We start from the raw sequence: 23690 nt of genomic DNA, 5'->3' as shown, positions 1-23690 counted from the left end.
CGGCGGCCCGGCGCGCCCTTGTCCAAGGCTGTGTCTCCTTGACAAAAGGCTGCGCTTCGCCTGTTAGCGCGCGCACGAGAACTGGCGTTCCGCCGCGCATCGTCAGCGCGCCCTTAGCGCCATAACCTGCCAGATGAAAAGAGTCCCCATGCACGCCTATCGTACCCACAACTGCGCAGCGCTGAGCAAAGAGAATGTCGGCGAAACCGTTCGTTTGTCCGGCTGGATCCATCGCAAGCGCGACCACGGCGGCGTGCTGTTCGTCGATTTGCGCGACCATTACGGCATCACGCAGGTGGTTGCGGACGAGGATTCGCCCGCGCTGGAACTGCTCGATTCCCTCAAGCTGGAAAGCGTCGTCACCATCGACGGCGAAGTGAAGGCGCGCGATGCGGAGGCGGTGAACAAGAACCTGCCGACCGGCGAGATCGAGGTGTTCGCGCGCGAAGTCACGGTGCAGAGCCGCGCCAGCGAACTGCCGCTGATCGTGAACTCGGCGGAAGACTACCCTGAGGATACGCGCCTGAAATACCGCTTCGTCGACCTCCGGCGCGAGCGGGTCCACAACAACATCATGCTGCGCAACCGCGTGATCACGTCGCTGCGTCGCCGCATGACGGACCAGGGCTTCAGCGAATTCCAGACGCCGATCCTGGGCGCGAGCAGCCCCGAGGGCGCGCGCGACTACCTGGTGCCCAGCCGTCTGCATCCCGGCCGTTTCTACGCGCTGCCGCAGGCCCCGCAGATGTTCAAGCAGCTGCTGATGGTGGCCGGGTTCGACCGCTATTTCCAGATCGCCCCGTGCTTCCGTGACGAGGATCTGCGCGCCGACCGCTCGCCGGAATTCTACCAGCTCGATTTCGAGATGAGCTTCGTCACCCAGGAAGACGTGTTCCAGGCGATCGAGCCGGTGCTGGCCGGCGTGTTCGAGGAATTCGGCAAGGGCAAGAGCGTGACGCCCGCGGGCGAGTTTCCGCGCATCCCCTATGCGGAATCGATGCTGAAATATGGCACCGACAAGCCCGACCTGCGAAATCCGATCCTTATTTCCGACGTCACTGCGCATTTCGAGAAGTCCGGCTTCGGCATTTTCGAGAAGATCGTGGGCAGCGGCGGCGTCGTGCGCGCCATCCCGGCACCCGGCACCAACGAGAAGAGCCGCAAGTTCTTCGACGAGATGAACGACTGGGCGCGCAAGGAAGGCTTCTCCGGCCTTGGTTACGTCACCCGCAAGCAGGGCGAGTTCGGCGGTCCCATCGCCAAGAACCACGGGCCCGAGAACATGCAGAAGATCTACGACGAGCTGGGTCTCGGCGAGAACGACGGCCTGTTCTTCGCAGCCGGCAAGGAAAAGGACGCCGTCAAGCTGGCCGGCGCCGCCCGCACCCGCGTGGGCGAACAGCTGGAGCTGATCGAGCCGGACTGCTTCAAGTTCTGCTGGATCGTCGATTTCCCGATGTTCGAATACGACGAGGAACTGAAGAAGATCGATTTCAGCCACAACCCCTTCTCCATGCCGCAGGGCGAGATGGAGGCGCTGGAGAAGCAGAACCCGCTGGAGATCAAGGCGTGGCAGTACGACATCGTCTGCAACGGCTACGAACTGTCATCGGGTGCCATTCGTAACCACCGGCCGGACATCATGTACAAGGCATTCGAGATCGCCGGCTACTCGCAGGAAGATGTCGATGCGAACTTCGGCGGCATGATCGAGGCGTTCAAGCTGGGCGCGCCCCCGCACGGCGGCTCCGCGCCGGGTATCGACCGCATCGTGATGCTGCTGGCGGACGAGCCGAACATTCGCGAAGTGATTGCCTTCCCGCTCAACCAGCGGGCGCAGGACCTGATGATGGGCGCACCCAGCGTGGTGAGCGCGCGCCAGCTTCGCGACGTCCACATCCGCCTGTCCGGCGAGGCGCTGGAAGCCCACAAGGATGCCAGCAAGGCGGAAAAGACCGACATGAACAGCGAAGCGTCCAAGCACGACATTCCGCCGCAGGATAGCTGACACAACGCAAAGGGGCGCAGCTCCCGAGAGAACCGCGCCCTGCTGATTTCGTGGGCCTAGCGGCCGACTGATCAGTCGTATTGCTCTGCGATCATGTCGCCGAACTGTTCGCCTTCGCAAATCTCGGCATAGCATTGCTGGACCACGGCGCGCGACTGCGGGTCGAGATCATCGTCTTCCAGCGCGCTTTCGAACTTGGCCTTGAGGTAATCCTCGCCTTCCTCGACACGCTCGGCGGCGGCCTCGTCGCCGTTCTCGAAGGCATCGGCGATACTCATCCAGAGCTGATGGGCTTCGCCCGTCATCGTGCCCTTCGTAACGAGGTCACCGCCCTGGCGCTGGATCTCGGCGTTGAGCTGCGAAACGGTCTGCTCGCGCTTTCGTGAACGCTGCTGCAGAGCCTGTTTCAGTTGCGGACTATCCGCCTTTTCGGCGGCCTTGCGATAGCCTTCGACCGAGTCGAAGGCGGTGTCGGTCAGGGTCTTGAGAACTGTGTTGGCAGACATAAGAAGTTTCCTTTGATCAGGTGGTTATCCGATCAACGAAGCGGCGATGCACAGGCTCCCAATGCGTGTGCCGAAACGCCGTCAGTCGTTGCACACGCCGGACCGGGTGCTGCCAGGTTTCAGAACTTGGTCGGTTCGGCGCGAATATGGATCACGCCGGCCGCTCCCTTTCGCTGAGGAGCCATGTCAGGAGGCCGAGTTCTTCCACGCCCCCATCGAGCCGAGATAGACATCGACGTTGCCGAACCCCTTGCTGGCCAGCCAGCTGGCAGCGACGGTGGCGCGCATGCCGCTGGCGCACATGAGGGTGTAGGAGGCGAGGGGGTCCAGATCCCGCCACTGCTCGTTCAGGTGGCCGGCATATATATGCCGCGACCCGTCGATCTTCGCCTCCTCGCGCTCGTCCGCCGCTCGCACGTCGACGAGCGTCCAGCTGTCGCTGCCCTGTTCCAGCCGGCGGCGGACCTCCTCGGTCTTTATCATCGGCACCTGGCCCAGGTCGCGGCCCTGTGCGGCGGCAGGGACGACGCCGGTATAGCCGCCTACGATGTTGTCGAGGCCGATACGGACGAAATGGGCGCAGGCTGTCTCCAGGGCTTCCTCGTCCGACGCGATCAGCGCGATGCTCTCGTCTTCGCCGATGAACCAGCCGGCGAAGGCGGGAATCATGCCTGCAGGAATGCAATAGCTTCCGGGCAGGTGACCCGCGCACCATGCACCCGGTTCGCGAACGTCTATCAGGTGGTCTGCACCTGAATTCTCGAGCTGTGCCAAGGTGAGAGGGCGAGGCCTTGCGGAGCGGGGCGGGGCGCTGCCGCCTTCCATGTTGAGCCTTTCCATCAGCCGGAAGTAGGGCGGCTGATAGTGGACCTCGTCGACCTTGGCGTCGATGAAGGCCTCGCGGTCCTTGATCTTCAGGCGGGGGTTGTTGCGGCTTTCGTGGCCGATCGTGGAAAACTCGCGCTCCGCCATGCCCGAACCGCAGACCGAGCCCGCGCCGTGCGCCGGGTAGAGAATCGTCTGGTCGCCAAGTGCCAGCAGTTTCTGCAGGCTGTCGTACAGCAGCCCGGCGACCTCGCGGGCGCGGTCGGGATAGAAATCGGTGCGACCCACATCGCCCACGAACAGGGCGTCACCGGTGAAGACGCCGACCGGACCATCGGGATAGGCGGTGTCGTGCAGCACGAACGAAAGGCTGTCGTCGGTATGGCCCGGCGTCTCGAGGATCTCGATCCGCAGCTGGCCGATGGAAATCTCGTCACCTTCGCGTGCGGTCTGTGCATAGACGATCTCGCCTGCGGAATTGGGACCGTGCAGCACCTTGGCCCCGGTCCAGTCAGCCAGGACCGGCGCGCCGGAGACGAGATCCTCGTTGCGGTGGGTTTCCAGGATGTGGGTGATGCGCAGGCCCCGCGCCCGCGCCATGTCGAGGTAGATGGCGCAGTCGCGGCGCGGATCGATTACTGCGGCCTCGCCGTCCGATCCCACGAGGTAGGAGAGGTGCGAAAGGCCGGGCGTCTTGATTTTTTCGAGTATCATACAGGGCCAACGAATTGGTCCCGCGGATTGTTTCCTGTCGCGGGGTAGCGCCTTCTCGCAAATCCGCCATGTTCCGGCACTTGCGCTTGTCACGCGCGTTCATTAGGGCGAAAGCGTAATTCGAAACCCCGAAAGTGAGAGGGAATACATGAGCGATATCGCCGCACGCGTGAAGAAGATCGTTGTCGAGCATCTCGGCGTCGAGGAAGAGAAGGTGACTCCGGACGCCAGCTTCATTGACGACCTGGGCGCGGACAGCCTCGACATTGTCGAGCTTGTCATGGCGTTCGAGGAAGAGTTCGGCGTGGAAATTCCGGACGATGCCGCCGAAAAGATCAACACGGTCGGCGACGCCAACAAGTACATCGAAGAGCACACCTCTTAACCGACAACTGGCCTCGTTCGCGAAAGGTCTCCCCGGACGCGGACGGGGTTGGAAGGCTCGGCCGGATAGGCTGGGCCTTTCGTGATTGGAGATAGAATATGCGGCGTGTCGTCGTGACCGGACTGGGACTCGTCACCCCGCTGGGTGGTGATGTAGAGACGACCTGGAAAAACCTGATCGCGGGCGAGAGCGGGATCGGTCCGATCACGCGCTTCGATACCGCGGGGCAGAAGTGCCTGATCGCGGGCGAAGTGAAGCCTGCCGATCATCCGTGGGGCTTCGACCCCGACAAGCGGGTGGACAGCAAGGTGCAGCGGCAAGTCGACCCGTTCATCATCTACGGTATCGATGCCGCCGGACAGGCGCTCGAACATGCCGGCCTGACAGAGATGGACGAAGAGACGAAGCTGCGCGCAGGGTGCTCCATCGGTTCGGGAATCGGCGGTCTGCCGGGAATCGAGCTGGAATCGGTGAACCTGCATGAACGCGGCCCGGGCCGTGTTTCGCCGCACTTCGTGCATGGGCGGCTGATCAACCTCATCAGCGGCCAGGTCTCGATCAAGTACGGCCTGATGGGCCCGAACCATGCCGTGGTAACGGCCTGTTCTACCGGTGCGCACTCGATCGGCGATGCCGCGCGCATGATCGCGCTGGAGGATGCCGACATCATGCTGGCGGGCGGGGCGGAAAGCACCATCAATCCGCTGGGCGTGGCTGGCTTCGCCCAGGCCCGCGCGCTCAACACCGGCTACAACGACCGCCCGACCGAGGCCAGCCGCCCCTATGACAAGGATCGCGAAGGCTTCGTGATGGGCGAGGGCGCGGGTGTCGTCGTGCTGGAGGAATACGAACACGCCAAGGCACGCGGCGCGACGATCTACGCCGAAGTCGTGGGCTATGGCCTGTCCGGCGATGCCTACCACGTCACCGCGCCGCATCCCGAAGGGAAGGGTGCGGAAAACGCCATGCGCATGGCCATCCGCAAGTCTGGTCTGCAGGCGTCCGATATCGACTACGTCAACGCCCACGGCACCTCCACGATGGCCGACACCATCGAACTGGCGGCGGTGAAGCGCGTGATGGGCGATGACCTCGGCGGCGCTTCCATGAGCAGCACCAAGAGCGCCATCGGCCACCTCCTGGGCGGCGCCGGTGCGGTAGAGAGCATCTTCTGCATCCTCGCCATGCGCGACCAGATCGTTCCCCCCACGCTGAACCTGCACAATCCTGACGAGGGCACCGAAGGCGTCGACCTGGTCCCGCTCACCGCGAAGAAGCGGGAGGTGAACGCAGTGCTCAACAACAGCTTCGGCTTTGGTGGGACCAATGCCTCGCTGGTGATGAAGCGCGTAGAGGACTGACATGAAAAAGCTGCTGGCGGCCCTCGTCGCGCTGGGAATACTGGCGGTGGCAGCCGTCGGCGGCTGGTTCGCGCTCGGCTGGTACGGCGACAGCGAGGTCGAGGAGGAAACGGCCTTCATCGTTCCCTCTGGCGCATCGCTGACGTCGGTGGCGCAGAAGCTGGCGGAGGAAGGGCATATCGCCTCTGCCGATTCCTTCCTGCTGCGGGCCAAGGTGCTGGGCAGCAACGATCCGATCAAGGCGGGCGAATTCCTGCTGGCACCGGGGATGAGCAACGCCGGCATCCTCGATCACCTGCAGCACGGCGAGGTGATTCGCCGCTTCGTGACCATTCCCGAAGGCACGCCGTCGGTCATCGTGCACGATATCCTGATGGCGGAAGACCTGCTGGTGGGCGAAATCCCGGTTCCGGAAGAGGGCAGCGTCCTGCCGGAAAGCTATGATTTCGAGCGCGGTGAGGAGCGTGTCGCCGTCCTCGCGCGGATGCAGCGCGCGATGGACGAGACGATTGCCGAGCTGTGGCCCCAGCGGTCCGACCGAACGGTGGCCAACACACCGGAAGAGGCGGTGATCCTGGCCTCCATCGTCGAGAAGGAGACCGGCGTGCCGGAAGAACGGCGCATGGTGGCGGGACTCTATTCCAATCGTATCCGGCAGGGCATCTTCCTGCAGGCGGATCCGACGATCATCTACCCGATCACCCGCGGACGCCCCCTTGGGCGGCGCATCCGGCAGTCGGAAATCGCCGATATCAACGACTACAACACCTACCAGATGGCCGGCCTTCCTTCGGGCCCGATCACCAATCCGGGCCGCGCCAGCATCGAAGCGGTGCTCAATCCGGCGGAAACCGACGCCGTCTACATGGTGGCCGATGGCAGTGGCGGGCACGAGTTCAACGAGACCCTGCAGGAGCACAACGAGGCGGTCCAACGCTGGTTTGCCCTGCGGCGCGAGCGAGGCGAGATGTGAGCCGCGATGGTGGTCCCGCTCCGCTGATCGTTACCGCCGAAATGCCGCCCGACCTGTTCAGCTGGGCCAACCAGTTGCGGCAGGATCACTTTCCCCCGGAACGCAACTACCTCAAGGCCCACGTCACGCTGTTCCACGCCCTGCCGCCCAGTTGCGAGGGCGAACTGCGCGATTGCCTGAAACAGATCGTGCGCGAAACCCCGCCGGTCCCTGCACGGCTGGTCGGCGTGATGAAGCTGGGCAAGGGCACGGCGCTGAAGCTGGAGAGCGAAGGCATGATCGCCATCTGGAGCGACCTGGCAGATCGCTTTCACGGCATGCTGACACCGCAGGACGAGCACAAGCCGCGCCTGCACGTGACGGTGCAGAACAAGGTCAGCATAGAGGAGGCCAAGACCCTCCAGGCCGAGCTGACGCCGATCGTGCAACCGCGCGATTTCGCTTTCACCGGTCTGCAACTGCATGCCTATCGCGGCGGTCCGTGGGAGGAACTGGGTCGATTTGCCTTTCGCGGTGCGCCCGCGAGGGGTCGCTGAATCGCTGCACCTGCCCGGCGATGCGCGCTGCTGTTCACCAGCCGCAAATTGGCAGGTTGACCGCGCTGCAAAGCGGACCTAAATGGCGCGCCTCGCCTCCGCCCTTCGCGACGTGGACGGCGCTGCCGGATGGCGGAGTAGCTCAGGTGGTTAGAGCAGCGGAATCATAATCCGCGTGTCGGGGGTTCGAGTCCCTCCTCCGCTACCATTCGCAGTTTGTCGCCAGGCGGCCATGCGGGGTGGGTCTGATGAAAACTTGGACGCTCGCCAGAGTGGTGAGGGCTTTGACCCCGTTGGTTGCGCTTTGGGCTGCGGGTTGCATGGCCGTTGGCGGCATGGAATCTTCGCAGGACAATAGTCCCATCGAAATCATGGTCGTCGCAACGATGCACGGCGCTCATGCCGATAGTGGGCACTATTCCTACGAAGATTTCTACGCGATCGTGGAAGCGTTCGATCCCGACCTTGTCGGCACCGAAATCAGGCACGAAGACCTTGAACGGGGCGAGGATTATCTTGCGCGTAACTACCCGCGCGAAATGCGCGAACTGGCTCGACGCTATCCAGACCGTATCGTCGGTATCGACTGGCTCGGCGAGGATCTTGAAGGCCGCCCGATCCCCGAGAACTATTGGCGCGAGCAGAGCGCCATTACAAACCTTCAGCGGGAGCTTGCGCAAGATGATGCGCTGCACTCCCCAGAGGCCGAAGCAGCGCAGGCTCGCCAGCAGGAAATCCTGGCAACTGCGACGTCGGCTTCGCTGAACGATGGACGATATGATCGTGCGACAGCCGACTATTACGCCGCGCTCAACGATCTGCTGGAAGGATCAAAGTTCGCATTGTTGAACGGGTTCTACGCCGAGAGAGATCGGAGGATCGCTGCGAATGCCGTGGCAGCTGTGACGACCTTGCGAAAGACGAGGCCGGAAGGTGGCCGGGTTCTCTTCGCGGTGGGTGCTGATCATCGTGGAGCGCTGGTTGCGGCGCTTGAGCGACACTTTGGCAATAACGTTCGGTTGGTGCCGGTTCCCTGAGAGCCATCACCGCCCATTAGAACGCATTTCCTATCCGAGTGGGGGTTTGAGTCCCTCCTCCGCTACCATTTTCCAGAAATGAATGGTGAACCAGCCGCGAGCTCTGCTCCGCGGTGGCCAGGGCCTGTGTCCGGTTTTGGGTAGAAAGCCGCTCGACTATAGTCGGTTAGCAGACACGGAGCATACCACACCTTACTTCTCAGGCACCGCTGTGAAGGTGGCCAATCTGGAATCAACTTGGGACCTTCTTCCTGTGATGCTAACTTCTCCTCTCTCAAAGGGGGGAAATGACATGATGAAGAAGTTTCTTGTGATCTCCAGCATCGTCGCTCTCGCAGCTTGCGGTGAGCCGGCAACTGAAGAGGAGACTGTAGTGGCTGCTGAGCCAGCAGCGGAAGCTCCTGCCGAAGTGATGTCGTTGAACGAGACGAGTTGGACCTTCGTAATGGACGACACGGAAATTCTGGAGTCGATCGACGCGGAAGGCAACTACATCGCGAATGCCGGGGATGAACATTTCGATCACGGCACCTACGAATTGGTGGACGGGATGCAGTGCTTCACAAGTGCCATGAACGATGACGGACAGGAGTGCTGGACGGCGCCGGCCACGATGGAGATTGGCGAGAGCGCCGACATCACAAGCGATCAAGGCGCAGAACTCACGGTAACGCGCGTCGAATATGAGCCTTTGACTATGTAGCAAGGTATGTCGGAGGAGTGGGCCGGGCTCCGCTTGTCGGGGGTTCGAGTACCTCCTCCGCTACCGTTCCCTGCCCCCATGGCATCCGTTCGCGTTTCTGCTGGACCATCGCCATTTGCGCGTCCAGCTTGCGGATGAGGCAACATGAGGGAACTGCGATGGATCTGGGGATTGGCGGGAAGGTCGCCATTGTCACGGGTGCAAGCCGGGGGATTGGTCTGTCCATTGCCAAAGGGCTGGCTGCCGAGGGAGCGAAACTTTCCATCGCAGCGCGGGGACGCGAAGCTCTCGAGAAGGCTGCCGCGGAAATAGAGGCCAGCGGGGGTGAGGTGATCGCCTGTTCCTGCGATGTCAGCGATGATTCATCGGTTCGCGACCTCGTTGATGCCACGATCCAGCGTTTTGGACAGGTCGATATTCTGGTGAGCAATGCGTCTGGGCTGGCTGTGGGCGGCGAGCGCAAGGATTGGGAAGAGAGCTTGTCCGTGGACCTCATGGGAGCCGTCCGCCTCGTCGATGCCGTGCTCCCTGCCATGAGAGAGCGGGGTGACGGGTCCATCCTCTTCATCTCGTCCGTATCGGGGATCGAGGCATCCCCGATGAACGACTTCGGATACACTTCTGCCAAGGCAGCGCTCAATGCCTATGCGAAGAAGCTCGCGATTAACGAGGGGCCGAACGGGGTCAGGATAAATGCCCTGCTGCCCGGATCAATCGAGTTCCCCGGTGGCGGCTGGGATGTAATCCGCACCGAGAAACCGGACGTTTACGAAATGGTCCGCTCGAGCATTCCCTTCGGGCGTCTCGGCAAGCCGGAGGAGGTCGCTGATGTCGCTGTATGGCTTGTCTCTCCTCGGGCAGGGTGGGTTACCGGCGCAGCGCTTGCCGTTGATGGCGGCCAGAGCAAGGGTATCCGCTGATAGTTGCCCCCACGATCTGCACGTCGTGGGGCACTCCCTCCTTCGCCACCATTCCTTGACCTTGCAGGTAACGCCGCTAATGCGGCCCGCCATGCCGCACCTGCCGCCTCCGCCCGACCTGGATAGCCTGCTTTCCGCCCAGGGCGACACGCCGCTGGCGCTGTTTCTCGATTTCGATGGAACCTTGGTCGAACTGGCCTCCACGCCCGACGGTATCGACGTGCCGCGCCACTTGGCGGACAGTCTGCATGACCTGTCGGACAGGCTTGATGGCCGTCTCGCGCTGGTAAGCGGGCGCGCCATCGTCGATCTGGAACGGCATCTTGACCCGATGTCGATTGCCAAGGCCGGGTCCCACGGCAGCGATTGCCGGAGCGCCGATGGCAAGAACATCGGCGAAATCCCCAGTGGCCTGCCGCCGGAACTGCTGGCTCGCGTGGCGGAGTTCGCGCAGGAGCACGGCTTTGCGCTGGAGGACAAGCCGCACGGCGCGGCGCTGCACTATCGCTCCGACCCCTCGCTCGAGGACAGGGGCGTCGCTTTCGCCAGGGACATGGCGGAGGAAAACGACCTCGATATCAAGCGCGGCAAGTGCGTGATCGAACTGGTCGGGCGCGGCGCTAACAAGGGATCCGCGCTGCGCGGCTTCATGGAATGCGAGCCCTTCGCCCATGCACGGCCGGTGTTCGTGGGTGACGATATCACCGACGAGGACGGCATGCGCGCGGCCTGCGACCTGGGCGGTTTCGGGGTGCTGGTTGGCGAGCGCCAGCCGACCTGTGCGAAATACGCCCTTGCCAGCCCTGCTGCAGTGCACCAATGGTTGGGCCTGTGAATGGACATACCAGCGATCTAGACCTCTGGCCGATCGGCAACTGCCAGGTTTCCGGCCTCATCGACAACTCGGGCGCCATCGTGTGGGGCTGCGTCCCAAGGGTGGACGGCGATCCCGCCTTCTGCGCCTTGCTGAACGGCGAATCGCAGGACGTGGGCGTCTGGCGGTTCGAACTGGAAGGGCAGTGCCGCGCCAGCCAGGAATACATCCGCAACACTCCGATCCTGCTCACCCGACTCGAATCGAGCGACGGCAGCGCGGTGGAGATCCTCGATTTCAGCCCGCGCTTCGAGCGCTCGGGCCGCATGTACCGCCCGGTCGCCTTCGCGCGCATCGTGCGCCCGATCAGCGGAAATCCGCGCATCCGCGTGATCATGCGGCCGATGAAGAATTACGGGGCCGAACTGGCGGAGACCACCAGCGGCACCAATCACATCCGCTATCTCACCACCGGCCAGGCCCTGCGCCTCTCCACCGACGCGCCGGTGGGCTATATCCTCGAGAACCGCACCTTCCGGGTCGAGGACGACACCCATTTCTTCCTGGGCCCGGACGAGCCCTTCGTCGGCAACCTGCGCGAGCAGGTGCGGCGGATGGAGCAATCCACGCGCGCCTACTGGCAGAACTGGTCGCGCAGCCTGGCGACACCGTTCGAATGGCAGCAGGAGGTGATCCGCGCCGCCATCACGCTGAAACTGTGCCAGCACGAGGAAACCGGCGCCATCGTCGCCGCGCTGACCACCTCGATTCCCGAGGCCCCGCATTCGGAGCGCAACTGGGACTACCGCTACTGCTGGATCCGCGATTCCTATTACACCGTGCAGGCCCTGAACCGGCTGGGTGCGCTGGACGTGCTGGAAAAGTACCTCGCGTACCTGCGGAACATCGTCGACGATGCCAAGGGCGGGCAGATCCAGCCGCTCTATTCCGTGATGGGGGTCGCCGAACTGAACGAGACGACGGCCAGCTGGCTGGCGGGCTATCGCGGCATGGGTCCGGTGCGCGTGGGCAATGCCGCCTACAAGCAGATACAGCACGACTGCTATGGCCAGATCGTGCTGCCGACCGTGCAGGGCTTCATCGACAAGCGGCTGCTGCGCATGGCGGACGACCGCGATTTCGAAAGCCTGGAACAGGTGGGCGAGATGGCGTGGAAGATGCACGACCAGCCCGATGCCGGCCTGTGGGAGTTCCGCACGCGGCAGGAAGTGCACACCTATTCCGCCGTGATGAGCTGGGCGGCCTGCGACAGGCTTGCCACCGCCGCGCATTACCTTGGCAAGGCCGACCGTGAAGCGCACTGGCGCGAGCGGGCCGAGACCATTGCCAAGACCATCGAGAAGCGGGCCTGGAAGGAAAACGGGCAGGGCGGACACTACGGCGCCAGCTTCGAGAGCGATTACCTGGATGCCAGCCTGCTGCAACTGCTCGAGCTGCGCTTCGTCGCTCCGACGGACGAGAAGTTCCTGAATACCTTCGCGATGATCGAGAAGGAGCTACGGCGCGGCGAACACATGCTTCGCTATGCCGCCGAAGACGATTTCGGTGCGCCGGAAACGGCCTTCAACATCTGCACCTTCTGGCTGATCGAGGCGCTTGCCCTGATGGACCGCAAGGATGAAGCCCGCGAACTGTTCAACACGATGCTCAACCACCGGACCGGCTCCGGCCTCCTGTCAGAGGACATGGATTTCGAGACCGGAGAACTATGGGGGAACTTCCCGCAAACCTACTCTTTGGTGGGTATAATAAATTGCGCCGGACTGCTTTCAAAGAGCTGGAATACCGTCCGTTAGGAGATTGTAATGCCTCGTCTTGTCGTCATCTCGAACCGCGTCGCCGTTCCCAAGGCACGCGGGGTGGCGGGGGCGCAGGGCGGGCTTGCCGGAGCCCTCAATTCCGCGCTGAAGGCAAACGGCGGGATCTGGTTCGGGTGGTCCGGACAGGAAACCGAGAAGTTTTCCGGTTCCATCAACTACGTGAAGTCGGGCGAAGGCGTCACCACCGCCACGATCGACCTCGAGCGCCAGGACCTCGACGAATATTACAACGGCTATGCCAATTCCACGCTGTGGCCGCTGTTTCACTACCGCATCGACCTGACCCGTTTCGAACGCGAGTACGGCAAGGGGTACGAGCGTGTGAACGAGCGCTTTGCCGAGAGCGCGCTGCCGCTGATCGAGGACGGCGACCTGATCTGGGTGCACGATTACCACCTGATGCCGCTTGGCGAACGGCTGCGCTCCATGGGCGTGAAAAACAGCATGGGTTTCTTCCTGCACACGCCTTGGCCGCCAACGAACCTGTTCGTTTCGCTGCCCTATCACGAACGGCTGGTGCGCTCGTTGCTGCATTACGACCTGATCGGCTTCCAGAACGACACCTGGCTCGACAGCTTCCTCCACTACTGCTGGAAGGAATTGGGAGCGACTGTCGATTACGAAACCGGCGAGGTGACGCTGGACGGCAGGACCACCGTGGCGCGCGCCTATCCCATCGGCATCGACTACGATTTCTTCACGGCCAAGGGTGACACCGGGGAAGCACGGCAGGCAGGCCAGCGATTGCTGTCTTCCACTAGGCACCGCCGCGCCATGATCGGGGTCGACCGGCTGGACTATTCCAAAGGCCTTCCCGAGCGGATGGACGGCATCTCCCGCTTTTTCGATCGCTATCCCGAGCGCGTTCGCGACATCGTGTTTATCCAGATCGCTCCGCCCAGCCGGGAAGACATCGCCAGCTACCAGAAGATCCGCCAGACGCTGGAACAGAAGGCCGGGCAGATCAACGGCGCGCGGTCGGACGTGGACATCGTGCCTATCCGCTACGTCAACAAGGGCTACAGCCAGGAAGAGCTGTACGGCTTCTACCGTGCAGCGAAGATCGCGCTGGTCACGCCGCTGCGCGACGGGATGAACCTAGTGGCAAAGGAATATGTCGCCGCGCAGGACCCGAGCGATCCCGGCGTGCTGATCCTCTCCCGCTTTGCCGGAGCGGCGCAGCAACTGGATTGCGACGGGAAGGGCGCACTGCTGGTCAATCCGCACAGCGCGGACGACCTTGCCCATAACATCCGCGTCGCGCTGGACATGCCGCTGGAGGAGCGCAAGGCGCGCTACGAGAAGATGATCGTCACCGTGCGCGACGAGAACGTGCAGCGCTGGACAGAGAACTTCATCAGCGACCTGAGCACCATTGCGGGCGAATAGCCCGCCGCGGCGTCAGATCGTGGCGAGCAGCGCGTGCACGGCCATTGCCGTGAGGATCAGGCTGGAAATGGTGAAGAGCGTCAGGCGAACGGGGATGGTGTTTACGACCGACTGCCAGATCGAGTGTACGACCCGGATGCCGACGTAGGTCCAGGCCAGGATCAGGTCGAGCTGCGATCCGCCGGTGAGGGCCAGGATGACGACCACCACGTAGAACACCGTGGGCTGTTCCATCAGGTGATTGTAATTGTGCGCTTTCCACTGGATCGGGCCGGGGAGCACCCCGTCGAGGTCGGACCCGCGACCGCCGCGCGATTGTTCGGCCGGCAGCTTCAGTTTCGCCAGCGCGGGCAGGCGCAATGCGGCCATCCAGACCAGCATTATCATGGACCAGATGGCCAGCGCTGCGGCCGGAGCCAGCATTTCGATATTCATGGTTTGTCTCTCCCTGTTTCCGGCGGAAGCCTGCGGGGAGCGATTTAGATTGTCAATTGAAACTTATCAGGATCAAGACTGCCAGATCGCCTGGGCAAACTGGCGTGGATCGACATTGCCGCCCGACAGGATGATGACGGTGGTGCCATCCAGCTTCGCCTTGCCCGAAAGCGCGGCTGCCAGCGCCACCGCGCCGCCCGGTTCCAGCACCAGGCGCAGGTGCGAAAAGGCGAAACGCTGGGCATCGCGCACCTCGGCCTCGGTCACGCGCAGGCCATAGGAGCACCGATCCTTCAGCACGGCGAAGTTTACCGGGCTGGTCTGAAAGGTCTGCAGGGCATCGCAGGCGGTCTTCGGCGGGTTGTCGCCGACCGACTGGATTTCTCCCGATTCGAGGGATCGGCACACGTCGTCCCACCCTTCGGGCTCCACCGGAACGACAAGGGCATCGGGGCAGGCGAGGGCGAGACCTGCCGACAGGCCGCCGCCGCCGCAGCAGGCAAGGATGCGGGTGGGGGCGGGCGCGCCCTGATCCTTCAACTGGGAGTCTATCTCGATACCAGCGCTGCCCTGGCCCTCGATCACCCAGGGGTCGGCGAAGGCATGGACGTAGGTGGCATTCCTCTCCGACGCGAGGGTCTGCGCAATCTCTTCCCGGTTCTGCGTCATGCGATCGTAGGTCACGACCTCGGCGCCCAGCGCCTTCGTCCGCTCCAGCTTTATCGGCGGGGCATCTTCGGGCATCACGATCGCGGCCTGCATGTCCAGCCTGCGGGCCGCCCAGGCAACGCCTTGCGCGTGATTTCCGCTCGATACGGCGACGACGCCCCTGGCCCGTTCCGCCTCGTCGAGCGCGCTCAGGCGGTGCCAGGCACCGCGGATCTTGAATGCGCCGACGGGTTGCAGGCATTCCGCTTTCACCCAGACCTGCGCATCGCCGATCTCCAGCGGGATCAGCGGCGTCGGCGGCAGGATTTCGGCCATCTTTCGCGTGGCATCGAGCACGCCCTCGCGCGTGGGCTCACGGTCTTGCTGATCGTCCCTCATGGCAGCGCGATATGACGAAAATGCTGGCGATGCCAGCGCCTTGCCGCTTTCCTACGTCGCTCGCCCGGCGCGAGCCTGGCCGAATGCTCTCGCGACGTCTCCGCTCCTTGCAAAAACCGGGACTTCCCGGTCTGACGGACGGACCCGGACTTTTCGCGCCAGGACCGTGTTCCATGTGTTCCACATTAGCTCCGAAAAGACCCTTTCCTTTCCCGGGGATTTAGGGAACGGGGAGCGCCGCATCCCGTTTTTCGGGCAAAACGGACAGGAGAACGCCGAAAATGACCGATTCGAAGATCAACGACACGCGCAAGGCAGAGCTGCTTTCCACGCAGGTGGAGCATATCGACATCAAGAGTTTCGACGCGCGGCCGATCATCGATTCGATGAAGAAGATGAGCTTCACCAGCCGCGATCTGGCCAATGCCACGGGCATCTACAACCAGATGCTGGAAGACAAGGACTGCACCATCTTCCTCGTCATCGCCGGCTCCACCAGCGCGGCGGGCTGCATGGATCTCTATGCCGAACTCGTGCGCAACAACATGGTGGACTGCGTGGTCGCCACGGGTGCGACCATCGTGGACATGGATTTCTTCGAGGGCCTTGGTCACAAGCACTACCAGGCACTGGAAGTGCCCGACGACGACACGCTGCGCTCGCTCTACATCGACCGCATCTACGACACCTACATCGACGAGGAGCAGCTCCAGGACTGCGACTTCACGATCAACAGGATCGCCAACGAGCTGCCGCCGGGGCCCTATTCCAGCCGCGCCTTCATCCGCGAGATGGGCAAGTACCTTGTCGAGAACGGCAAGAAGGAGAACAGCCTCGTCAAGCTGGCCTACGAACACGACGTGCCGATCTTCTGCCCCGCATTCGTCGATTCCTCGGCGGGCTTCGGGCTGGTGAAGCACCAGGTCGACCAGATGGAAAAGGGCGAGCCCTACATGATGATCGACGCTATCGCGGACTTCCGCGAACTGACCGACATCAAGATCAAGTCAGGCGACAGCGGCCTGCTGATGATCGGTGGCGGCGTGCCCAAGAACTTCATCCAGGATACGGTCGTCTGTGCCGAGATCCTGGGTCACGAAGACGTGTCGGTGCACAAGTACGCGGTCCAGATCACCGTCGCCGACGTCCGCGACGGGGCGTGCTCGTCCTCGACGCTGCAGGAAGCTGCCAGCTGGGGCAAGGTCAACACCGGCATCGAGCAGATGGTCTTCGCCGAGGCCGGCTCGGTTATACCGCTGCTCGCGTCCGATGCCTATCACCGCGGTCACTGGAAGGATCGCGAGGCGCGGCGCTGGGCCAAGCTGTTCGACAAGTAAGCGTGCGGTAGACGGGGCGGGTCAGCGATGGCCCGTCACCGGCTCGCGGCTGTTCAGTTCGCGGGCGAGGTCCGCGATGCGGGCGAACTGGTCGATAGTGGTTTCCATCCGATGGCGGTCGTGCCGCGCCTCGATGTGGCCGCTTTCGAACATGTCGCCGGTCTTCAGGGTCACCACGAGGCTCCCTTCGTGGAAGATCGTGGCGACGCCTTCGCCGCGGTAGCTTCGCTCCACCGCGATCAGCCGCTCGACGTAGAGCGGATCGATCAGGTGCCGCGCTTCGGTCTGGTCGGTGGTGTAGACGTCGAACCTGTCCTCGAAGTCGGGGTGGGTCATCTCGGCATAGTCCAGCTGCATGCCGATCATGCTGACCGAGTCCTTCTTGGCGCCGTAGAACTGGCGATAGGCATTGTCGCGCACCAGCAGCGTGGTGCCGTGGAAACGACGCGAATAGCCGACGCTCATCACCAGCCCGCGGAACACCGTGACCCAGCGGCGGTTCTTGCCCGACCCGCGACGCTCCTCCAGCTTCGCCTCGTGCAGCGAGAACGGGATATCTCCGATCTGGCCGCTCCAGTGGTCCTCGAAACGGGCGCGATCGTAATTGGGCAGCAGCTTGCAGGCCTTGGCCAGCTCGAAGGGCGCACCGGGCTCGCAGTCGTGGCGGTACTCCAGCCCCAGCGTTTCGGCGATGGCATCGTTTATCCCGACCTTCACGGTCTTCACGGCCTTGCTCACCGGCCTCTGCGCCCAGGCGAAGCCAAGTCCGCCAAGAAACACGGTGCCCCAGGCGACGGGGGCAAATTCGATCTGAAACGCGATCAGCACGAACAGGGCCAGCGGCAGCAGGATGACGAGCACGACGAAGCGCCGGTTCCACGTCTTCTTCTTCGCTTCCCTGCGGACCTCGGCCTGTTCATCCAGCCACCTGCCCAGCGGCCCCGCCATTAGGGCGTTCACGTCGGGACGCTCGATCATGTCTTCCCCCTGCTTCGCCGGTTGCGTGCCATGCCCCTTTGCGTTTGCCCTCAATGATGGCACACTTTCGTTTAACAGGGGTAGGGTAGGGGTGCCATCATGGAACTGATCATCGCACTTGTCGTCATCGTGCTGCTGCTGCTGGTGCTGGTCGGCATCTATAACCGGCTGGTCGCCCTGCGGCAGAACGTGAACCAGGGCGTGGCCGACATCGACGCGCAATTGCGGCAGCGCCACGACCTCATCCCGAACCTGGTCAACACCGTGAAAGGCTATGCCGATCACGAGCAGGAGACGCTGGAGCAGGTGATCGCGGCGCGCAACACGGCGGCGCAGGGCACGATCAATTCCGCGGACGAAGCGCAGCTCCGTGTCGCTCTGGATCGGCTGCTGGCGCTGGGAGAGGCCTATCCCGACCTGAAGGCGAACACCAATTTCCAGCAACTGCAGAGCGAACTGGCCGTGGTTGAAGACAAGCTGGCGGCTGCCCGCCGTGCGCTGAACGCGGCCGTGTCGCGCTACAACACCGGCCGGGAGACATTTCCCGCCGTGCTTTTTGCCGGTGCGCTGGGGTTTGAAGAGGCCGATTTCCATCGCCTGGACGACAGCGAAAAGGGCGTGGTCGACCAGGCGCCCGAGGTACAATTCGGCTGACGGAACGGTCCAGCCGATTTCTCTTGCAATTCAGCCGATGCGGCTTAAATGCGCGCTTCCGCTGCCCCAAGGGATTCCCACCGCAAGGCAGCTACTTGTCGGTTTAGTACCTTAGGGGGTCCCTTGAATTGCTCCAGTATCCTGACGCCAAGGCTGTAGTCCGCACCCTTTCGCCGGACGAGCCAGTGACGCTAGTTCGACCGCACGCGGCATCTCGCGCCGCCCGATTCTTCGTCGAGAAGTTTCCGGGCAAGGCGATGTATGCGGTCAAAGCCAATCCATCGCCCGACCTCATCCGCATCCTGTGGGATGCTGGCGTGACTCATTACGACGTCGCGTCCATCGCAGAGGTGCGGCTGGTCCGCGAGACTTTGCCCGAAGCCACCTTGTGCTTCATGCATCCGGTGAAGACCCGCAGCGCCGTGCGCGAAGCCTATTTCGAGCACGGGGTGAAGACCTACAGCCTCGATACGCTCGAAGAGCTTGCAAAGGTGGTCGAGGCTACGACTGCCGATGACGGCACGCCCGCGGCGGACCTGAGCCTGCTGGTGCGCCTGCGCGTTTCTTCGGAACATTCGGAACTGTCGCTTGCGGCCAAGTTCGGGGTCGACCTGGTCGATGCCGCGCCCCTGCTGCAGGCGACCCGCCAGCACTGTGACGCGCTGGGCATCTGCTTCCACGTGGGCAGCCAGGCGATGACGCCGTTCGCCTACGTCCAGGCTCTGGAGCGTGTCCGCGCGGCCATCGCCGAGGCGGCAGTGACCGTGGACATCATCGATGTCGGCGGCGGCTTTCCCAGCATATATCCGGATCTCGATCCGCCGCCGCTGGAAGACTATTTCCAGCTGATCCACCAGCATTTCGAAGCGCTGCCGATTTCCTATTCGGCGGAGCTGTGGGCGGAGCCGGGCCGGGCGCTGTGCGCCGAGTATTCGTCCATCATCGTGAAGGTGGAAAAGCGCCGCGGCGACGAACTGTACATCAACGACGGTGCCTACGGCGCGCTGTTCGATGCGGCCCACGTCGCATGGCGTTTCCCCGTTCGCGCGCTGGAGGACGACCTGCGCAGCCCGCTTGCGGAATTCTCTTTCTACGGGCCGACCTGTGACGATGCGGATTTCATGAAGGGCCCCTTCATGCTGCCCGAAGACATCCAGGCCGGCGACTATATCGAGATCGGCATGCTGGGTGCGTATGGCGCGGCGATGAAGACGCGGTTCAACGGATTCGGTGCCAGCGAGGTGGCAACGGTGTTCGACGAGCCCATGGCCAGCCTCTATCGCGGCGACAGGCCCGATCCGCGCACCAGCGACAACGTGGTGAGCCTGCGCTGACTTGCCATTGATCCAGCCGTGTGTGTATTAGATAGACAATACACACACGGAGGATTGCCATGAGGCTCGTTCCGCTCGCCGCGCTGTCACTCGGGCTGGCGTCTTCTGCTGCACTGGCCGACCACCACGAGGAGGCCGATCTTGCGCCTGTCGAGGTGATGGTGCTGGGCGTCTATCACTTCAACAATCCCGGGCAGGATGTGATCAACATCGAGGTCGACGACGTCCTCGCGCCGCACCGCCAGCGAGAGTTGCAGGCGATCACGGACGCCCTGGCGGAGTGGCGCCCGACCCGGATCCTGGTGGAAGCGCAGCCCGATACCGCCGACCTGCACATGGAAAGCTATCGCACAGAGGCCGAGACGCGGATCGCGGAGAGCCGCAACGAAAGCTACCAGATCGGCTATCGCCTCGCCCTGCAACTCGGCCACGACGACGTCTACGGCTTCGACGAGAGAGGAGGGGAGGGTGAGCCCGACTACTTCCCGCTGAACGCGGTGCAGACCTTCGCGCGGGATAACGGCATGTTGGCGCGGCTCGATGCCCTCTTCGCCCTGGCCGAGGAAGAGATAACGTCGCGAAGCGCCGATGACGGCGAATGCTCGATTGCCGCCAACCTGCTGGATCACAACGATCCCGAGCTGCTCGATTGGGGCCATTCGCAGATATATTACGGTCTCATGGCTTTCGGTGACGCCGAGAAACAGCCGGGAGCCGAGCTGAACGCCTACTGGTACATGCGCAACGCGAAGATGTTCGCGAAGGCCGGCCTGACCGCCGAGCCGGGCGACAGGGTGCTGATCATCGTGGGATCCGGCCACAAGTACTGGCTCGATCACTTTGCAAGCCTGACGCCCGGATACGAAAGCGTCGATCCGCGCCCCTACCTGCGCAGCGCTGAAGACGGACGCTGCGACGGCTGAGGCGCCCAGGCTGCGCTACTCCTCCATTCCGGGTCTGCTGAAGCTCGGTGAAACGATTGCCGCCAAGGTGCGCTTAGGATCGGCTGGCGCTTTCGACATGCGGCCGACTGCAGAGACACCTAGTCGAACATGCTGATGCCGCGCGATTCACGCTCTGTGGACCGATGCAGGATGCCTTCAGACGGCAATTCCGGCTTGAAGGCGTTATGACAGCCCTCGCAGTTCTCGATCAGGCGGTCGCCGATCGCGCGCCAGGCCGCGACATCGGTTGACTGGGCCTCAGCCAGGGGAAGCGCGTCCTGCCCGATCTGCGTCAACTGGTCGGACCATTGCTGCCACTCCTCGTTCGCCGTCCACTGGTGATCGAACTCGCCGGTGCCCGGCACCTTCATGACCTGGCCTCCCAGGATCATGTCGTAGGTAGCGCTGCGCACCAGGTCCCAGTCCAGCTCATCCTGCGGGAGGTCCCCGTTGCCCACCGTCCAGATGTAGTCAGCCGAATTGTCGATGAGACCCACCATCGTTGCGTTGGCTCTGACTGGCAGTTCGGTAAGTGCCGCAGCGTTGGCGGCTGGCGGGTCATCGGGGGCGGACTGCGGATTGTTGCAAGACGCAAGTGCCAGGCCGAGCACGGCTGTTGTCATTGTAGTCCGAAGATACATGATCGTCTCCCGTGGCGAGGAACGCCCCAGCGAAACGGTGGCATGTTCCCGCGGTCAATCATTGACGCGGATCAATCCGCGCAAATCAGCCGCGATGGACGGTCACCTGCATGAACTGGGGCTGGCTCCTCGGGCCGTCTCCCAGCATCGAATCGGGATAGTTTCCGGGCGGCAGGGAGGTGAGGGGCATGCCCGCTGCCGCGAGGGCGTAGGGCGATACGCGGTGGCGGGTGCAAAGCCCGCCCGATCCATCGCTGATCAGCGGTGTCTCGAATTCGACGCCGATGGTGGCATCCTGCGAGCGGCGCACTTCGCAAACCACCAGCTGGCCGCCGCCCAGATCGAGCACCAGTCCCGTCCCCTCGGGCACGCCGACAAGCCCTTCGATCCGCGAACCCGTCGTGCTCAGATCGCGCATTACGGCTTCGTAGCGATGATCCTCGTGAATCACGCCGATCCGGCGAAACACGCTGCGCCGTTCGGGGCGGTACTGGTCCGGGCCGCTCGGCTCGATCCGGTATCCTCCGCTGGCAATTTCCTCGAGGATTTCGGCCTGCGGCCTCGCGCGGGAATAGATCCAGCCCTGGATGTATTGCGCACCCTTCTTGCACACGAGATCGAACTGATCGAAGGCCTCCACGCCTTCCACCGTCACGTCCATTCCCAGGGCGTTGGAGAGGCCGATGATGGCGGAGATGATCTTGGCGCTGTTCTGGTCTTTCTGCGTGCAGCTGTCGACGAAGCTCTTGTCGACCTTCAGCTTGTCGAACGGAGCGGAGCGCAGGTAGCTGAGCGAGGAATAGCCGGTACCGAAGTCGTCCAGCGCCAGTCGCACGCCAAGGTGCTTGAGCGCGGCGAAGGTCTTCTCGGTGGTTTCGATATCGCCGACGAACACCGTTTCAGTCAGTTCGAGTTCCAGCCGGTCCGGGTCGAGGCCGGTCTCGGCCAGGGCCTGCGTTACAACGGCGACGAAACCCTTGTTCGCAAACTGCTTTGCCGAGACGTTGACCGCCACGCGCACGGTTTCCGGCCATTCGCGTGCATCTTCGCAGGCGCGGCGGATTGCCCATTCGCCCAGCCGATTGATGAGATCGGAATCCTCGGCCACCGGGATGAACTGGTTGGGCGGGATGTTGCCGCGCTCGGGATGCTCCCAGCGCATCAGCGCCTCGAACCCGACGATGGCATTGTCGCTGGTGCGCACCACCGGCTGGTAGTGCAGCTGCAACTGCTCCCTTTCCAGCGCCTCCCGCATGTCGTCGAGCAGGATCTGGCGTTCCTGCTCCACGTCCTTCAGTTCCGCCGAATAGAAGCGGTACATGCCGCGTCCGCCGTTCTTGGCGGCATAGAGGGCGAGGTCGGCAGAGCGGGTCAGTTCGTCACGATCCAGCCCGTCGTAGGGGGCTATCGATACGCCTACGGAAGCGCCGATGATCGCGCGCTTGCCTTCCACCTGGTAGGGGGAAGACAGCATCTGGATGATCTTGTCGGCAAGCTCGCCCAGCTCGCCACGATCGTCCATGTCGGGCAGGATGACCTGGAATTCGTCGCCGCCAAGGCGACCGATCTCGCCCTTTCCGCCGATTACGGCGCGAAGGCGGTCGCCAACCTGGCGCAGCAGATCGTCGCCGGCGGGGTGGCCCATCGTGTCGTTGACGTACTTGAACTTGTCGAGGTCCATCATCATCAGCGCGCAGGACCGTTTGGCCGACTTGAACGCGCCTAGGGTCGAATCGAGGCGACGATCCATCCTGTGGCGATTGGCGAGCCCGGTAAGCGAATCGTATTCCGCCGCGCGCGAATCCTCCAGCTTGCGCTGGAATTCGACGGTGATGTCCTTCGCGCTGCCGCGATAACCCCGGAAGGTTCCGTCGGCCGCCAGCTTCGGGTGTCCGCTGAGCACCCACCATTTCGGGCGCGCGCCTTCTGCGCCGAACTTCACGACGAGGTCTGCCAGCTTGTTGCGGGCCGACAGCTGGAAATTTAGCGGGCGATCCGACTTTTCGTCGGGATTGTTGCGGTCGACTTCGAACAGATCGACCAGCGGCTGGCCCAGCACTACTTCCGGTTCGCGGCCCAGGTTCTGAATTGCCTTGTCCGACAGGTAGATAAGACGGCCTTCGGCATCGCTGGCCCAGATCCAGCCGATTCCGGCCTGTTCGAAGTCGTCGAGCACCTCCCGCCGCAAAGCGTCGTTTCCGGTGCTTTTCTCTCCGGTAAACCCCTTAAGAAGGCCCTTGACCGTCATGTGTCTCCGTCACATCGCTCATGCGCCGGTTGTCCGGCATCCAGCCGATGCAATGACGGA

The 23690-nt window shown here is 63.1% G+C and carries 22 protein-coding genes and 1 tRNA gene; 16 read left to right on the top strand and 7 right to left on the bottom strand.

Features of this window, described 5'->3' with window-relative positions; genetic code table 11:
• Positions 1–148 precede the first annotated feature (148 nt).
• Complete coding sequence (gene aspS / locus AAA989_RS16245) at positions 149–2008, top strand: aspartate--tRNA ligase (protein WP_338245412.1); 1860 nt, start codon at positions 149–151, stop codon at positions 2006–2008.
• Between the two features lie 71 nt (positions 2009–2079).
• On the opposite strand, the gene AAA989_RS16240 is transcribed toward aspS, so the two are convergent.
• Both AAA989_RS16240 and AAA989_RS16235 read right to left on the bottom strand, forming a co-directional pair.
• Entirely contained in the window at positions 2080–2514 is a 435-nt protein-coding gene (locus tag AAA989_RS16240; RefSeq protein WP_338245410.1) for a ferritin-like domain-containing protein, read from the bottom strand.
• Between the two features lie 186 nt (positions 2515–2700).
• Positions 2701–4053 (bottom strand): MBL fold metallo-hydrolase, encoded by a 1353-nt coding sequence (locus tag AAA989_RS16235; protein ID WP_338245408.1) that lies wholly within the window; start codon positions 4051–4053, stop codon positions 2701–2703.
• Positions 4054–4201: 148 nt separating this feature from the next.
• Between AAA989_RS16235 and AAA989_RS16230 the strand changes: the two genes are divergently transcribed.
• The 11 genes from AAA989_RS16230 (at position 4202) to AAA989_RS16180 (ending at position 14012) form a co-directional block, all read left to right on the top strand.
• Positions 4202–4438: an acyl carrier protein gene (locus AAA989_RS16230; protein WP_305959329.1), complete on the top strand. Its 237-nt coding sequence runs from the start codon at positions 4202–4204 to the stop codon at positions 4436–4438.
• A 98-nt stretch (positions 4439–4536) separates the two neighbouring features.
• Positions 4537–5799 (top strand): beta-ketoacyl-ACP synthase II, encoded by a 1263-nt coding sequence (gene fabF / locus AAA989_RS16225; protein WP_338245402.1) that lies wholly within the window; start codon positions 4537–4539, stop codon positions 5797–5799.
• A gap of 1 nt (position 5800) precedes the next feature.
• The gene (mltG, locus tag AAA989_RS16220; protein ID WP_338245400.1) at positions 5801–6772 is read left to right on the top strand and encodes an endolytic transglycosylase MltG; all 972 of its coding nucleotides are present in this window, start codon (positions 5801–5803) and stop codon (positions 6770–6772) included.
• The gene (locus tag AAA989_RS16215) at positions 6769–7308 is read left to right on the top strand and encodes a 2'-5' RNA ligase family protein (RefSeq protein WP_338245398.1); all 540 of its coding nucleotides are present in this window, start codon (positions 6769–6771) and stop codon (positions 7306–7308) included. The genes mltG and AAA989_RS16215 overlap by 4 nt, the downstream gene beginning before the upstream one ends.
• A 131-nt stretch (positions 7309–7439) precedes the next feature.
• Positions 7440–7516, top strand: a tRNA-Met gene (locus tag AAA989_RS16210).
• 112 nt (positions 7517–7628) lie between these two features.
• Entirely contained in the window at positions 7629–8345 is a 717-nt protein-coding gene (locus tag AAA989_RS16205; RefSeq protein ID WP_338245396.1) for a hypothetical protein, read from the top strand.
• A 292-nt stretch (positions 8346–8637) separates the two neighbouring features.
• Positions 8638–9048, top strand: a complete 411-nt coding sequence (locus AAA989_RS16200) for a hypothetical protein (protein WP_338245393.1) — start codon at positions 8638–8640, stop codon at positions 9046–9048.
• Positions 9049–9206: 158 nt separating this feature from the next.
• On the top strand, positions 9207–9968 hold the full coding sequence (locus AAA989_RS16195; protein ID WP_338245391.1) for an SDR family NAD(P)-dependent oxidoreductase: 762 nt from the start codon (positions 9207–9209) through the stop codon (positions 9966–9968).
• A 91-nt stretch (positions 9969–10059) separates the two neighbouring features.
• Complete coding sequence (otsB, locus tag AAA989_RS16190) at positions 10060–10803, top strand: trehalose-phosphatase (protein ID WP_338245389.1); 744 nt, start codon at positions 10060–10062, stop codon at positions 10801–10803.
• Complete coding sequence (locus tag AAA989_RS16185) at positions 10800–12599, top strand: glycoside hydrolase family 15 protein (RefSeq protein ID WP_338245388.1); 1800 nt, start codon at positions 10800–10802, stop codon at positions 12597–12599. Before otsB ends, AAA989_RS16185 begins: the two co-directional genes overlap by 4 nt.
• 9 nt (positions 12600–12608) lie before the next feature.
• Positions 12609–14012: an alpha,alpha-trehalose-phosphate synthase (UDP-forming) gene (locus AAA989_RS16180; protein ID WP_338245386.1), complete on the top strand. Its 1404-nt coding sequence runs from the start codon at positions 12609–12611 to the stop codon at positions 14010–14012.
• A 12-nt stretch (positions 14013–14024) separates the two neighbouring features.
• On the opposite strand, the gene AAA989_RS16175 is transcribed toward AAA989_RS16180, so the two are convergent.
• Positions 14025–14447 carry an MAPEG family protein gene (locus AAA989_RS16175; protein WP_338245384.1) on the bottom strand — a complete coding sequence of 141 codons (423 nt, stop codon included), beginning with the start codon at positions 14445–14447 and terminating at the stop codon, positions 14025–14027.
• Positions 14448–14519: 72 nt separating this feature from the next.
• Positions 14520–15494, bottom strand: a complete 975-nt coding sequence (locus AAA989_RS16170) for a threonine ammonia-lyase (RefSeq protein WP_338245383.1) — start codon at positions 15492–15494, stop codon at positions 14520–14522.
• A gap of 281 nt (positions 15495–15775) precedes the next feature.
• Between AAA989_RS16170 and AAA989_RS16165 the strand changes: the two genes are divergently transcribed.
• Positions 15776–16831 (top strand): 1,9-bis(guanidino)-5-aza-nonane synthase, encoded by a 1056-nt coding sequence (locus AAA989_RS16165; protein ID WP_338245380.1) that lies wholly within the window; start codon positions 15776–15778, stop codon positions 16829–16831.
• 21 nt (positions 16832–16852) lie between these two features.
• On the opposite strand, the gene AAA989_RS16160 is transcribed toward AAA989_RS16165, so the two are convergent.
• Positions 16853–17809: a DUF3137 domain-containing protein gene (locus AAA989_RS16160; protein WP_338245379.1), complete on the bottom strand. Its 957-nt coding sequence runs from the start codon at positions 17807–17809 to the stop codon at positions 16853–16855.
• A gap of 99 nt (positions 17810–17908) precedes the next feature.
• Between AAA989_RS16160 and AAA989_RS16155 the strand changes: the two genes are divergently transcribed.
• The 3 genes from AAA989_RS16155 (at position 17909) to AAA989_RS16145 (ending at position 20720) form a co-directional block, all read left to right on the top strand.
• Positions 17909–18463: a LemA family protein gene (locus AAA989_RS16155; protein ID WP_338245377.1), complete on the top strand. Its 555-nt coding sequence runs from the start codon at positions 17909–17911 to the stop codon at positions 18461–18463.
• 128 nt (positions 18464–18591) lie between these two features.
• The gene (locus AAA989_RS16150; RefSeq protein ID WP_338245374.1) at positions 18592–19797 is read left to right on the top strand and encodes a type III PLP-dependent enzyme; all 1206 of its coding nucleotides are present in this window, start codon (positions 18592–18594) and stop codon (positions 19795–19797) included.
• 59 nt (positions 19798–19856) lie between these two features.
• On the top strand, positions 19857–20720 hold the full coding sequence (locus AAA989_RS16145) for a DUF5694 domain-containing protein (RefSeq protein WP_338245372.1): 864 nt from the start codon (positions 19857–19859) through the stop codon (positions 20718–20720).
• 119 nt (positions 20721–20839) lie between these two features.
• Here AAA989_RS16145 and AAA989_RS16140 read toward each other — a convergent pair whose 3' ends face one another.
• Both AAA989_RS16140 and AAA989_RS16135 read right to left on the bottom strand, forming a co-directional pair.
• Positions 20840–21364: a hypothetical protein gene (locus tag AAA989_RS16140; RefSeq protein ID WP_338245370.1), complete on the bottom strand. Its 525-nt coding sequence runs from the start codon at positions 21362–21364 to the stop codon at positions 20840–20842.
• A gap of 103 nt (positions 21365–21467) precedes the next feature.
• Complete coding sequence (locus tag AAA989_RS16135; RefSeq protein ID WP_338245369.1) at positions 21468–23630, bottom strand: putative bifunctional diguanylate cyclase/phosphodiesterase; 2163 nt, start codon at positions 23628–23630, stop codon at positions 21468–21470.
• Between the last annotated feature and the right edge of the window lie 60 nt (positions 23631–23690).

Origin of the sequence: Aurantiacibacter hainanensis, from assembly GCF_036321025.1 — a bacterium.
Classification (GTDB): domain Bacteria; phylum Pseudomonadota; class Alphaproteobacteria; order Sphingomonadales; family Sphingomonadaceae; genus Alteraurantiacibacter; species Alteraurantiacibacter hainanensis.
Note: the sequence above shows the minus strand (reverse complement) of the source record. Positions and strands in the feature narration are given on the sequence as shown.